Genomic DNA, 13527 nt, shown 5'->3' with positions numbered 1-13527 from the left:
CGACAACCAAATAGCGACATTGCCGGCAATGCAAACAAAGCAAACGAAACCGGCACGGCGATCGTCCATAACCAATCGGATAGATTTCAAACGGGTATCAGGTATCGCCGCAACTTAAAAAATAACGCAGACACAGCTAAAACAACTGTATAACTGTATCTGCGTCGACGATTGCGTTTACCTGACTTCACCGATTCTTCTGATAGGTGACGAAGCGATAGGCCTCGACGGCGCCTTCGCGCTTACGCGGCGACATCCACGGCCCGTCGTCCTGCACGTTCCAAGCCCCGGCACGCACCAGCTCATCCATATCGGGCCCATACGTGTCCGCGTCGAAACGACCGCGGATATAGGTGACATAGGCCTTGTTGGCAAAAGGCATGATGGAGCGGAACAGCTGCGCTCCCCCGATCACCCAGATCTCGCTGCGGTCGAGACCGTCGTCGGGAATGGCCTCCTGACGCGCGAAATCAAGCGCCGCGTCGATGTCGTTGGCCGTGGTCGCCCCGGCAGCATGCCAGTTCGGGTCATGCGAGACGACGATATTGTCGCGGTTGGGAAGAGGACGATATTTCGGATTCAGCGAATCCCATGTCTTGCGCCCCATAATGACCGGGTGCGAAACAGTCAGTTCCTTGAAACGCTTCATATCCTCGGCCAAATGCCATGGCATCCCGCCTTTGAACCCCATCGCATCAGGACGGCCTTGCATATCCTGCGCACACGCCCAGATGAGATTGACCGAGAACGTCTTGACGACATCGTCTCCCCAGTCCTCGGTGACTTTTTGCCCGGCAGGTCCGGGCTCGGGTTCGTGATAGCCGGTTCGGCTACTGTCATGCTCCATTTCATGTACTCCTTGAATTAGGCAATATTTTTAGTCTAACGAACGCCTCAGACGCGATTTCGCGCCGATTGAAACAGAACAAATCCAAAGGTATACGCAACCATAAGAACGCGAACGGGAATGTCTACGAATACAGGTCTAACACGGACATGCAAGCCTTGACCAGACAGACATCCGTGCCGAATCCATCGCTTATCCGCACTTTTACCAGAAGTCCGCCTCAGACTGCAACCGGCGCCTTGATGGCCGGATGGTGCTGATAATCGACGATTTTGAAATCCTCGTACCGGTAGTCGAAAATCGAGGCGGCCTTGTTAATCTCGATTTGCGGATAGGGGTACGGATCTCGCGAAAGCTGGGTCAGGACCTGTTCGATGTGGTTGTCGTAGACGTGGCAGTCGCCGCCGGTCCAGACGAACTCCCCCGGCTCAAGGCCGGTCTGCTGAGCCATCATCAACGTGAGCAGAGAATACGAGGCGATGTTGAACGGCACCCCCAGGAACATGTCGCAGGAACGCTGGTAGAGCTGGCAGGAAAGCTTGCCGTCGGCCACATAGAACTGGAAGAGCGCATGGCAGGGCGGCAGGGCCATTTCTTCGACCTCCGCGGGATTCCATGCGGTGACGATCATCCGACGAGAATCCGGATGCGTCTTGATGAGGCCCAGCACATTGGAGATCTGGTCAATGGTGCGGTTCGGGTTGTCCTTGGTCGGTGCCGGCCAGCTACGCCACTGCACGCCGTAAACCGGGCCCAAGTCCCCGTTCTCATCGGCCCATTCGTCCCAGATATGCACGTTATGCTCCTGCAGCCAACGCACGTTGCTGGAGCCTTTGAGGAACCACAGCAGCTCGTAGGCAATGCCCTTGAAATAGACCGTCTTGGTGGTCAGCAGCGGAAAACCCTTGGAAAGGTCAAATCGCATCTGTCGGCCGAACAACGAAATCGTGCCCGTGCCGGTACGGTCGGTTTTGAGCGTTCCGTTGGTGAGGATGTCACGTACCAAATCCTCGTAAGGCATAGGGATGTCGGTGTTCGGACGCGCGGGAATCTTACGGCGAATGTCTTCAAGTTGTTCTTGGTTCAGCATAATCATTCATTCTAGCAACCTCAGCGATTTCTTCATAGAGGGGAAATACCGTAAAACCCAATCTTCTTCTGCACGGCACAACGCGATAACGGGTCGAATCCCGATATCCATTAAACCTTCGAACCACTTTCCGTAATATTCATGGCTGCTCTCCACTCATCCACGAGATAATGTTCGGATTTCGGCGGTCTTGGTGGCACCAAGTGAGGCAAAATTGATAAAATTCTTCCTCATTCTTTAAAAAAGGGGGTACTTGGTGCACCAAGACCGCCAAAAAATACAGAATTACCATCAATTTGAAGATAAAACGAGGACTTGGTGCACCAAGTAGGGCCAAAAACACCAATTTGAAGGTACTTTTTCTAGAATCAGAGGATACGGACTGCAATGTTTCATACGTTCGGCGGGACTCTGGGATAGATTGGTAGGGATATGCCTTGGATTATCGCAAGGCCGTACGCAAGGAGGTACACAATGGCAAAGAAACTGTGGGTGGAGCGCAACAAGGACGGTTCCTGGGACGCGTTCAGCGACGAGGGCGCGCACTTGAAGTTCGGTCATGGCAAGGGCCAGTTCAACCCTGGCGACCTGATGAAAGTGGCGCTGGCGGCCTGCGGCGCGCTTTCCAGCCAGATGACCATCGAGAATTCGCTCGGCGAGGGCAAGGGCGCGAAGATCGTCGTCGACGGCGACTCCGACCCGAACGCCAACGTCTACACCGCTTTCCACGAGCAGGTGGTCGTTGACGCACAAAGCGCCGGCATCCACGGCGAGGACGTCGAGAAGCTCAAGGACCGTGTGGAAAAGCACATCGAGAAGTCCTGCACGGTGATGCACACCTATGAGCGCGCCACGCCGGTGACGATGGAAATCAAGGTACTCACCAAGTAAAGGTGATTCCATTACAAATAAACAATGTGGTGCGCTCCCCAAGGAATGCACCACATTTTCATATCCGCACGCTTCAACGGCAGCGACAACCGCACATCTACAACACTCAAAATCTGATGTCTATAGTAATCCATCATGCGTGTAATACAATACCGCACAAATCAACGAATTCAGACGCGCTGGCACGGATACGAAAAATGCGGGGTGAACCCTTGAATGGGATTCACACCCGCATTTTACATAAAAACTTTCAGGCCTCGTGCTCCGGATCGATGGAGGACTCGATGGCTTCGGCCGCAGAGCTGTCGGCGGTCTTCACGGAAATCTGCTCGACGCCTTCGATGCCTTCGATGGCACCGTCGGAGCGGGACTTCTCGGCTTCGACATACTTGCGCGGAACCACATAGACCGGGCCGGCCGCGTGCTGGATAAGCCCCTGGCTGGTGGAACCGACCAAGAGACCGGTGAACCCTCCCTTGCCGCGGGAACCGACCACCACGATGTCGTGATCGTAGCTGGCCTTGGTCAAGGCGCTGACAGCGGATTCCGGAACGATGGTCTTGGTGATCTTGAGATCCGGGTGAGCCTCGCGAACAGGGGCGATCTGCGTTTCGAGGTCTTCCATATAGGAATCGTAAACGCCGTCCTCATCGCTGACGCCCTGCAAGCCTGCCACCGCGTCGATGACATCGAGCTCGGCACCGCGGTCCGCGGAAAGATCCGCGGCGATCTGCAGCGCCTTCAGCCCCCACGCGCTGGCGTCGATGCCGACGGCCACGCGCTTGATGGTGTTGTTCAGATGCATGGTCTTGCCGTCGTCGTCGGTATAGGGCACCACGATGATCGGGCAATAGGCGTAGGCCGGCAGCGACGAGCTGGTGGTTCCCAGAAGGCGCTCGGCGAGGCCGCCCTTGCCACGGTTGCCGATGACGATCAGATTGTAGTTACGGGAAAGCTCGACGAATACCGAAGAGGGATCGCCGGTGACGATCAAGGTCTGCGCCTCGACGCCCTGCTCGTCGGCGATGGCCTTGGCCTTGGAAAGAATCTCCTGCGCGTCGATATGGGCCGCGTTGTCATCGCCCATGGAAGTATACGTGGAATCGAACGAGACCGCCGCATAGCTTGGCAGCGAATAGGCGCAGACAATCTGCAACATCAGCCCTGCATGCTTGGCATAGTTTGCGGCCCACCAGGTCGCCTTGTAGCTGGCTTGCGAACCATCCACACCTACCAGAATAGCCTTGTCGTTTACCATGACTACCTCCTTGACATACGTGACACCGTTGATAACGGCTCTACCTCAAGAATACCAGCTTTAAGAGCCAGCTGCCGAATTCTTCGTTATATAAGAAAACGCCCCCGAAGGAGCGCATCTTGAACACGGCTTTCTTTGACCCTGCCTTAAGCGGTATCAGAGAACCCTGCGGATGGAGTAACCACCGCTGAACACGACCGGCACCGAATCATACTGCGTTCCGTTCAGCTGGGCGTTCACCACCATGCCGTTGCCAACGTATATGGCCGCGTGACCAGCATTGGCGATGATATCGCCCGGCATTGCCTGGCTCAAGTCGGCCACAGGCCTGCCGGCGGTCGCCTGGGCGCCGGAGGTGCGCGGCAATGCTACGCCTATCTGGGCAAACACATACTGCACAAACCCCGAGCAATCCCAACCTGCCGGAGAGGTGCCGCCGCTCACATACGGAACCTTGCCGATAAACTGATTGGCAAAGGTGAGCAGGCTGGAAACCGACTGCCCGTTAGGAGGCGTGACGGTGAAATTCTGGGGTGCCGACAAAGAATCCCTCGCAGCGGAACGGGAAGCGGCCGCAGCCTGATCCGCACGTGCCTTGGCGGCAGCGGCATCCTTCTCGGCCTGCGATTGAGTCTGAGGAACATCCAACGATTCGATGCCTCCCCAATCCGACTTGGCGTCGACACTGGTGGAGGTGGATTCCTTCAGCAGGTCTTTGCGAACGGTATTGACCTTGCGGAACGAACGAGAAGAAGTGACCGGATCGTTGCCTTCATTGGCAGCGAAGGCGGATGGAGAGAATGCAGCGAGGGCCGAGGCGCTCAATGCGAACGCAGCCAATGATGCACAGATCTTCGAAGCTTTTATCATGTCTATCAGATTACCATGAAACTTCTACATTATGAATCGGCGACAACCTGTCGGAACAATGAAACCGACCGAATCCCAGCCTGAGTGAATGAACCGATTTCCTCGATTACAGCACGAATCGCAGGAAATCGTAACGTAGTCATCGCCTGTGTAATCTTCACAAATTTCTATGAAAGCAAAACCGAAAAAGAGACCGCAGCCTCAGTAATGAATAATCTGGTGCGCGGCGACCTGGCTGGCCGAATAGGTCTTTGAATAGGTCTTGCCTTGCATTACGGAACCGCATTCGGAAGTGACGACGGAACCGTCCGTATTGATCTGCTCGATGACGGCGACATGGCCATAGCTCGGGTCGGTGCCATCCTGGCCGGGTGCGAAGACCATGATATCGCCTACGTGACGGGCCGAATTATCCACCCAGTAACCCAAAGCGCGAGCCGAATCCGCCCACTGGGCACCGTTACCCATCTGCGAACCTGCAGGAAGCCCAAGCTGATGCCGGCGCACATAGACCCACCAGGTGCATTGGCTGAACTCATAGGCATTGCCGGCGTCCCCCGTCGCATGGTTCGGGTTGAAACCGGCAGGCAATGCCTTGTAATCCTGATCCATCAGATTGGCGATCTGCGGGTTGTTGGCGATGGATTTCGACATCGCCGAAACGTCAAGCGAGGTATTCGATTCCCCAAGGTTCCAAGTGCCCTGCGAACCGGCAGACCGCAAGGGAACGCGGTCTTCGGAACGCGAAGCGGCATGAACAGGCTTCAACGTAGAGGTAGTAGTGGTTTCCTCGCTCGCGCCCAAGCTCGGCCTGCTGGGATTGCCGGCCATTACAGCCGTGGCGGTGGCACCGACCAATGCCGCCAGAGAAGCCGAAACGACGGCGGCGTGCCGACGGTTTTCTGATTCACGGGCCAGACGAATGGAACGACGCGTTTCAGGTGCGATCTCGTTGAGCTTGTCGACGACCTCCGGGGTCAATCCGACCATGGCGCCATTGGTTGCCACAGCCTGCGCCTGCCGCACCGCTTTCAACGAGTGCGTCCCCTTTGCGGGAGCGAAAAGGGACGAAACGGCGACAGACCGCTTCATACCTCTCCGTGCCTTGTGCGCAGCGCGAACCATAAACCAACTCCTTGCGGACAACATTCCAGCAGAAATGCCTTAACGAACTTTACAGGTACAACACCGTATCAATAAGACATCGCAAAACGCATCTACCATTTCTTAATTTCTGCTACAAGAATACTTCAAGCCCTGATTTTTTTAAACACAATCAAACAGATACTGTATAAAAACCGCAGAATCCTATCGGTTTGTCGGCGTGTCACATTTCCTTCACAAAAACATACCAACGAAACAGGCCGGATTCCAAGGCGGCGCCACACGCCGGCCAAGCCGTAGCATCCGCCGCAAACCCCTGCAAAATCAACGAAACGGCAAGGCTCATACCTGTGTGGAAGCCATGATGAACGTGCCTGCCTCGCCATCCGCCTCCAGACGCACACGGCCGTCGGCAGCCGGAACGAAAACCGCCTCGCCCTGATGAAGGACCTTGGACTCGTACGAGGTGACGACCTTTACCGCACCTTCTATACACACCACGATTCTTGGACCAACATGCCTGTTGGTGAGCGTCACCCCGGTCATGAGCCTGCCGTATCGGCGAGACAGCCTCTCCATCATCGGCCAAGGACGCTGGCCGGTGCCGACCCTGCCATAGCTCAACATGAATTCGTCGATTTTCGGCCGGTAGATGACCCGGTTGCCGAACACCGCCCCCCAATCGGCCATCCAGCTGACGCTCGGGTCGACAGGCAGCGACGAATTGCAATCAAGGCTTTGCAGGAAGTCGGGGATGTCCTTGTGCTTCACCGTCATGCCAGCACGTAATACATTATCGGAATTGGTCATGATTTCCACTCCGGTGCCATGGATATAGGCATGTGGGGTTCCGGCCGGGATAAAGACGGACTCGCCTTCCTGCAAAGCAAGAGGATTCATCATCAACAGCGCCAATACACTGGGATCGCCCCCAAAAGCTTCTTCGGCGACAAGAGCGTGGTGGAAGGCCAGCCTGGAGTGTTCACTGGAAACCTGGGAAGCCGCATTCGCCAAGGCCTCGCGCAAACCGGTGACGGGACCGGCCGAAACGGCCGCATGGAAGGCGCGGAAAATGCGTTTATGGGTCGGCTGCCAGACCCTGGAGGCTATGGGCATCAACGCATCGGCCTGTCCGAAATCGTCGTTTTCGGATTCCGGCGAACGCTGGGACGTGTTGAACATTGCATGTATGCCGTGCATGCCTCCCATGACATGCATGCCGTGGTGCGGCTGCGGGGTCAGCGCCTCCACCATGCGCCGGGCGACGGGATGGTCCACCAACGTCAGATTGGAAAGCATGAACGTCGGCGTCGCGAAACCGACGGACGCTTCGAAGGGCTCCAGAGCGACGACCATCTCGTTCTTCGCCACCGGGTCCTTGAAAGAGCGTTCCGGCGCTTGAACCGGCACGCGCCCCGCGTTCTCGGCGTTGAAACCCGCACGCGCCTGGAAATCGACGGGATGGACCTGCAGGGAAAGCGGGATACGTGCGGAAATGACTTTCAGAAGATACGGCAAAACCGGACCGAATGTATCGGAGCAGCGAGCGCCAAGCATGTCTTCCGGGTCGGCACGGATGAGATCGGTCAACGTCATCCAATCATGGTGCTCCCCGGTCGCTTGCGTGCCGACGACACACGAATTGCGCAACCTCGCCAACGCCTTGTCCCGTTTATGCTTCTTACCTTCAGAACAATTTTCCAAGGCCTGTTCCGGATTCAGATCCACCCGCGAAGGCCACTGGACGTGACCGCTGAACCACATCTCCGCAAGCGGGCCATCATCGTTGATCGCACCGGCATCAGACCAGGGCCGCCGGGCTCCCGCTGCAGGCAGCCGGCTTTCGCCGACGAATGATTGCCCCTCGCCGCCCCGAGACGCGGGATTCTCGCTTTCCGAAGACGAAGGCGCGTCCTGAGACGAGAGCTGGGAGGCGAACATCGTCTGCAAATGGGTATAGGAACCCCAGGCATACCGCTTGACAACCGGGTGGATCGAATACACTTGCAAAACTCCTTGTAGGTAACGTTGACTCCATGCTCTCACGGCTCTCATACCGATTCGCGAACAGAATCAGCGTATAGCCAACTTAAGGTTAACCCCGGATACTAAAATCGGACGCATGAAGTTCGCACCGATCATCAACCCGGATGTCTGTAAGCCCGCGCCGAAGCCCGTTCAGGTCGATTTGCGCAAGACGTTTCTGATCATCACCAGCTGGTGGCTCATCGCCCTTGCGGTCAGCGCCGTATTGCTCGTCTGCGGATTCCACGTCGTCGAGGCGATCATCCTGTGTTCATCAGGCGTCATCATCGGTGTACTGATGCTGATTTGGGAGCATTTTGACCGCTGGGATTATCGCAGGCTCGGAGCCAACTGAAGCCACCATACGATCAATTGGACTGTTTTTGGATCCCGGAAATTAGACACTGATTCGGCGTTCAATCGACTGGCAATAATCAATAATTACCAATAATCAACACTTACCAATAGCCTTAAGAACACCAACGCATACCCGGCATATCCAACCACTACGAAAGAAGCTCATATGCGCGTCATCTACAACGAGGAACTCAAAGCGGTCGCCGACGATCTGGAGCGCATGGCCAACGGTGTCTGCGCCGCGATTCACGGTGCCGGAAAAGCCCTGATGGACCGCAACGCGGACGCGGCCAAATCCGTGATCGACGGCGACGCAGCCATCGATGCGCTGGAAAAGCAGGTTCTCGACCAGTGCGTCAAGCTGTTGGCCCAGCAAAGCCCCGTGGCCACGGACCTGCGCGTGGTCGTCGCCACGCTGCGCCTGGCCTCCACCATCGAGCGCATGGGCGATTTGGCCCAGCACATCGCGCAAACAGCGTACCGGGCCTACCCCGCCTCGGCGCTGCCGGAAGACGAGAAGACGCGTCACATTTTCTGGTGCATGCGCGCCCTGCTCGACGTCACCGCCGACAGATTGCCGGAAATGCTCGCCGACCGCGACACGACGCTGGCCCAGCAGATTATCGCCGACGACAACAAACTCGACGAGCTGCACCAGGAAAGCTTCGAACTGGTGCTCGACGACTCATGGGAAGGCACGAAACAGCAGCTTATCGACGTGGTGCTGACCGCACGGTTCATGGAGCGTCTCGGCGACCATGCCGTTTCCACGGCCCGTCAGGTGGTCTATATCGTTTCCGGCTTCGACCCGAGCAAGGAGCCCCGGGACCTGGACGAGGACTGAGCCTCGAATATTTGCCGGTTCATATAAACCGGCCCGCATAAACCGCCATTGCAAAATAGGTCATACCAAGATATGTCATCACAAGATACAGCATTCCGCGACTGACATATCAGCTATGAAGATACGAAAAGGCGAACCGCAACATCACGCGGTTCGCCTTTTGCCGTTAACAGTAAAGTCGAGACTTACTTCTTGGCCTGACCCTGCGCAGCCACAGCGGCAGCGCCCGCCTTCGCGGCTTCGGGATCGAGGTACTCGCCACGAGGCTTGATCGGCTTCATATCCTCGTCAAGCTCATAGACCAGCGGGATGCCCGTCGGAATATTGACCTTGGAGATCTCTTCCTCGCTCAAGCCGTCGAGCATCTTGACGATGGCGCGCAGGGAATTGCCGTGCGCGGCGATCAGAACGGTCTTGCCGCTACGAAGCTCAGGGACGATGTCGGAGTTCCAGTACGGGGTGACGCGCTTGACGACGTTGGACAGAGCCTCGGCCTCGGGCACCGGATCGCCGGCGTAACGAGGGTCGTTGTTCTGCGCGAACTCGTCGTTGGGATCGATGTCCGGCGGCGGGGTGCCGTAGGAACGACGCCAGATCATGAACTTCTCGTCGCCGTACTTCTCGCGGATCTCGGACTTGTTCTTGCCTTGCAGCGCACCGTAGTGACGCTCGTTCAAGCGCCAGCTGCGCTTGACGGGAATCCAGAGGCGATCGGCCTCGTCCAACGCGTAGTTGGCGGTGTTGATTGCGCGACGCAGCAGCGAGGTGAAGACGATGTCGGGAAGGACGTTCTTCTCCTTCAGCAGCTGGCCGCCGTGCTTGGCTTCCTCGACGCCCTTATCGGTGAGCGGAACATCCACCCAGCCGGTGAACTGGTTTGTTTTATTCCATGCGCTCTGGCCGTGCCGGAGCAATACTAATCTATAAGACATAATTCAATGATAGGCGATAAATAAGACGGGCGGACGGTAATATTGTGAACGCTCACAATATACCATTTGCCAATTGTCTCACCCTCCGTGGCAACGGATCGTCGATCGCGGCTATCACCAGACACCGGCTAGAGGCCAAGAAACGTTCTTCAACGATCATGGCTACCGGCAACCGCTTGCATTGCGGCAGATTGCGGCGTATTCCCTTTCGTCGCTCAAACGCCGAGCAGGACCTGCTCAATTTTGACGATGACGAACAGGACGGCGAATACCAGCAAGGTCATGCTGCACATCGGCAATGCCTTGACGAAGTTGCCGGCGAGCACGCCGTTGATCATGCCAAAGCCGACCATTGCCGCCAGAACCGCAAGAACAAGCGCCAAAACAGCCAGTATGATGCCGGCAAAATGAACGCTTTGAGTGGCGATGAACAGATCGATCAACCCCACGAAGCCGAGCACGACCGTCGCCGCCAAGCACACGAAATAGACGAACAGCAGCACACTTCTGGCCCCGCGTTTGCCAAGCCGCACGCCGAGGGTCATCTTGCCGCTGACCTTGTCTTCGTCGACGTCACGCAGATTGTTGACCATGAGAATGGCGCAGGAATAAAGCCCGCAGATGACCGCACCATAGACACCCCAGATATCGAGGCGGCCGGCCAACACATATTCGCTGCCCAAAACGGCCACCAGACCGAAGAAGATGAAGACGCCGACCTCGCCGAAACCGGCATAGCCATACGGATGTTTGCCGCCGACATAGAACCATCCGGCAAGCAGGCACAGCACACCGAGCGCGATAAGCCACCAGTGACCGGTAATGATGGTGATGGCAAGGCCCGCCACGCAGGCGATGAAGGCGTTGACGCCGGCGGCAGCGAGCACCTGCCCGGGCTTGACAAGGCCGGAGACGGTGAGACGTTGCGGTTTGGCCGTCTTCACTTCCGCGTCCCCACGCCCGGCATCCGTGCCACGAATACCATCAGAATAATCGTTGGCGAAATTGGCGGCGATTTGGATGAACAGCGCGACGACCACACAGAGCACCGCGAGCAACACGAACTTCCCCCATGACACACCTGCGGGCGAAGCGCTCAAACCGCTGGGCTCCGCCACACAGCCGACCAGCTCTTTTGCTCCGGTGCTGCAACTGGCTGCCTGCGCTTCCAGCAGAGGATAACCTGCGGCGATGCCGACCAGCACAGGCGCGATAGACGCCGGCAACGTCTTGGGCCGCAGCCCGTTAACCCACAACGACATGTTCTTCATTCCCTGTACTCCTGCTTCCTTGTCTTTTCGGTTCCCGCGAATGCAGCGTCCATACAAAGAAGCATCAGGTTAGATGACCGACCTGATGCCTCTTCTCAAATCAACGACCTATCAGTTGAGCGGCTTGACCAACGGGAAGGTGATGGTCTCGCGGATCGTCGCGCCGGTCAGGGCGATCAGCAGACGGTCGATGCCCATGCCCATGCCGCCGGTCGGGGGCATGCCCACGCCGAGGGCCTCGAGGAAGTCCTCGTCGATGTCCATCGCCTCGACGTCGCCCGCGAGCGCGTCCTTGGCCTGGTCGACCAGGCGCTGGCGCTGCACCACCGGGTCGTTGAGCTCGGAATAGCCGGTCGCCAGCTCGAAGCCGCGCACGTAGAGGTCCCACTTCTCGACCATGCCGGGCTTGGAGCGGTGGGCCTTGACCAGCGGGCTGGTCTCCACCGGGAAGTCGCGCACGAAGGTCGGCACCGTGGCTCCCAGATCGGCCTCGTAGAAGTGCTCCCAAAGATGCTCGACCAGCTTGCCGTGGTTCTCGACCTCGTCGCGTTCCACACCGAGCTTGTCGGCGATGGCGCCCAGGTGCTCGACGCTGGTCTCCGGGGTGATCTCCTCGCCCAGCGATTCGGAGAGCGAGTCGTACATGGAGATCTTCTTCCATTCACCGCCGAAGTCGTATTCGCTGCCGTCGAGCAGGGTGACCTTGGTGGAGCCGAAGGCGTCGATGGCCGCGCGCTGGATGAGCTTCTTGGTCAGGTCCGCGATGGTGTCGTAGTTACCGTAGGACTGGTAGGCCTCGAGCATGGTGAACTCCGGGGCGTGCGTGCCGTCGACGCCCTCGTTGCGGAAGTCGCGATTGATCTCGAAGACGCGCTCGATGCCACCGACCAGGCAGCGCTTCAAGAACAGTTCCGGCGCGATGCGCAGGTAGAGGTCGATGTCGAAGGCGTTCATGTGGGTGGTGAACGGACGGGCCGCCGCTCCCCCGTGCACGGTCTGCAGCATCGGGGTCTCGACCTCGAGGAAGTCATCCTGGGCGAAGGTGTTGCGCAGCGAGGAGACGACCTTGGAGCGCTTGCGTACCATGTCTCGGATCTTCTCGTCGGCGATCATGCCGATATACGGTTTGCGCGTGCGGGTATCCTCGGTCAGCTCCTTGTGCAGGGCCGGCAGAGGCTGCAGCGCCTTGGACGCGATCTTCCACTCGCTGGCGAAGATGGAGAGCTCGCCGGTCTTGGAGGCAATCACGCGCCCCTTGAGATAGAGGTGGTCACCCAGATCGACGAACTGCTTGAAGCTCTTGAGCGAATCGGCGCCGATCTCCTTCTTCGAGATCATGCCCTGGATCTTGGTGCCGTCGCCGGCGGAAAGCTGCACGAAGCACAGGCCGCCACCGTTGCGCAGGAACAGCACGCGCCCGGCGATGGAGACCACGTCTTCAGTCTCCTGACCGGCCTCGAGCTTGCCGTCGTACTTGGCGCGGACGGCGGGGATGGTATCGCTCGGGCGGACGACGACCGGATACGGGTTAACGCCGTCCTTCAACATCTGGGCGCGCTTGGCCACGCGCATCTGCACCTGCTCGGGCTGGCCTTCCGGGCCGAACTGCTTGTTGGTCGGATCGATGGCCTCATCGAAGGATTTGCCTTCATTGATATTCTCTGCGATGGCCTCGTCCTGCTTAAGCCGCAGCTCCGCACGCTCGACGGTGGACATTACCGGGGCCTCGGCCTCTTCTTCATTCCGGTTTTCGCCGGTCTCATTGGTTTCGCTCATAGTTAATGAGTGTACCGAGCAGCCGATACACACGTTACGCATTCTTACGGAATTTTTTGCGTTGTTTCCAGCACTCCACACACATTTATGCTAAAAAGAACGCATCCTGCAGCGCTGAATACGTTGTTTCCAGCACATATACACTGCCTAGTGCTGGAAACAACGCAAAATGAGACCAATCAGCCGACATCGTAACCATCTGCAGTATTCTCCGTGAGAACTCGACAACAGCGACGGGCGATATTCACATTCGACACGCACG

At 57.6% G+C, this 13527-nt stretch carries 12 protein-coding genes; 3 read left to right on the top strand and 9 right to left on the bottom strand.

Going from position 1 to position 13527, the window contains the following annotated elements; genetic code table 11:
• Positions 1–187: 187 nt before the first annotated feature.
• Together OZX75_RS00955 and OZX75_RS00950 are read right to left on the bottom strand one after the other, a co-directional pair.
• Positions 188–847: a dihydrofolate reductase gene (locus OZX75_RS00955; RefSeq protein WP_277146386.1), complete on the bottom strand. Its 660-nt coding sequence runs from the start codon at positions 845–847 to the stop codon at positions 188–190.
• A gap of 220 nt (positions 848–1067) precedes the next feature.
• Positions 1068–1868 carry a thymidylate synthase gene (locus OZX75_RS00950; protein ID WP_525930297.1) on the bottom strand — a complete coding sequence of 267 codons (801 nt, stop codon included), beginning with the start codon at positions 1866–1868 and terminating at the stop codon, positions 1068–1070.
• 543 nt (positions 1869–2411) lie between these two features.
• Here OZX75_RS00950 and OZX75_RS00945 point away from each other — a divergent pair.
• Complete coding sequence (locus OZX75_RS00945) at positions 2412–2828, top strand: OsmC family protein (protein ID WP_277146384.1); 417 nt, start codon at positions 2412–2414, stop codon at positions 2826–2828.
• A 250-nt stretch (positions 2829–3078) separates the two neighbouring features.
• On the opposite strand, the gene OZX75_RS00940 is transcribed toward OZX75_RS00945, so the two are convergent.
• The 4 genes from OZX75_RS00940 to manA all read right to left on the bottom strand — a co-directional run bounded on the left by OZX75_RS00940 (position 3079) and on the right by manA (position 8064).
• Positions 3079–4086: a universal stress protein gene (locus OZX75_RS00940; protein ID WP_277146383.1), complete on the bottom strand. Its 1008-nt coding sequence runs from the start codon at positions 4084–4086 to the stop codon at positions 3079–3081.
• A gap of 156 nt (positions 4087–4242) precedes the next feature.
• Complete coding sequence (locus OZX75_RS00935; protein WP_277146381.1) at positions 4243–4956, bottom strand: C40 family peptidase; 714 nt, start codon at positions 4954–4956, stop codon at positions 4243–4245.
• A gap of 201 nt (positions 4957–5157) precedes the next feature.
• Entirely contained in the window at positions 5158–6081 is a 924-nt protein-coding gene (locus tag OZX75_RS00930; RefSeq protein ID WP_525930251.1) for a CHAP domain-containing protein, read from the bottom strand.
• 321 nt (positions 6082–6402) lie between these two features.
• Positions 6403–8064 carry a mannose-6-phosphate isomerase, class I gene (gene manA / locus OZX75_RS00925; protein ID WP_277146379.1) on the bottom strand — a complete coding sequence of 554 codons (1662 nt, stop codon included), beginning with the start codon at positions 8062–8064 and terminating at the stop codon, positions 6403–6405.
• A gap of 118 nt (positions 8065–8182) precedes the next feature.
• Between manA and OZX75_RS00920 the strand changes: the two genes are divergently transcribed.
• Positions 8183–8440: a hypothetical protein gene (locus tag OZX75_RS00920; protein WP_277146377.1), complete on the top strand. Its 258-nt coding sequence runs from the start codon at positions 8183–8185 to the stop codon at positions 8438–8440.
• Between the two features lie 168 nt (positions 8441–8608).
• The gene (gene phoU / locus OZX75_RS00915; protein WP_277146376.1) at positions 8609–9286 is read left to right on the top strand and encodes a phosphate signaling complex protein PhoU; all 678 of its coding nucleotides are present in this window, start codon (positions 8609–8611) and stop codon (positions 9284–9286) included.
• Positions 9287–9471: 185 nt separating this feature from the next.
• On the opposite strand, the gene OZX75_RS00910 is transcribed toward phoU, so the two are convergent.
• From OZX75_RS00910 to lysS, 3 genes are all read right to left on the bottom strand, one after another.
• Positions 9472–10218, bottom strand: a complete 747-nt coding sequence (locus OZX75_RS00910; RefSeq protein ID WP_348519487.1) for a phosphoglyceromutase — start codon at positions 10216–10218, stop codon at positions 9472–9474.
• A gap of 215 nt (positions 10219–10433) precedes the next feature.
• Positions 10434–11480 carry a 1,4-dihydroxy-2-naphthoate octaprenyltransferase gene (gene menA, locus OZX75_RS00905; RefSeq protein WP_277146373.1) on the bottom strand — a complete coding sequence of 349 codons (1047 nt, stop codon included), beginning with the start codon at positions 11478–11480 and terminating at the stop codon, positions 10434–10436.
• A 120-nt stretch (positions 11481–11600) separates the two neighbouring features.
• Positions 11601–13265, bottom strand: coding sequence for a lysine--tRNA ligase (gene lysS, locus OZX75_RS00900; RefSeq protein WP_277146372.1), 1665 nt, complete (start codon positions 13263–13265; stop codon positions 11601–11603).
• Positions 13266–13527 lie beyond the last annotated feature (262 nt).

The organism is Bifidobacterium sp. ESL0800 (assembly GCF_029395355.1).
Classification (GTDB): Bacteria; Actinomycetota; Actinomycetes; order Actinomycetales; family Bifidobacteriaceae; genus Bifidobacterium.
Note: the sequence above shows the minus strand (reverse complement) of the source record. Positions and strands in the feature narration are given on the sequence as shown.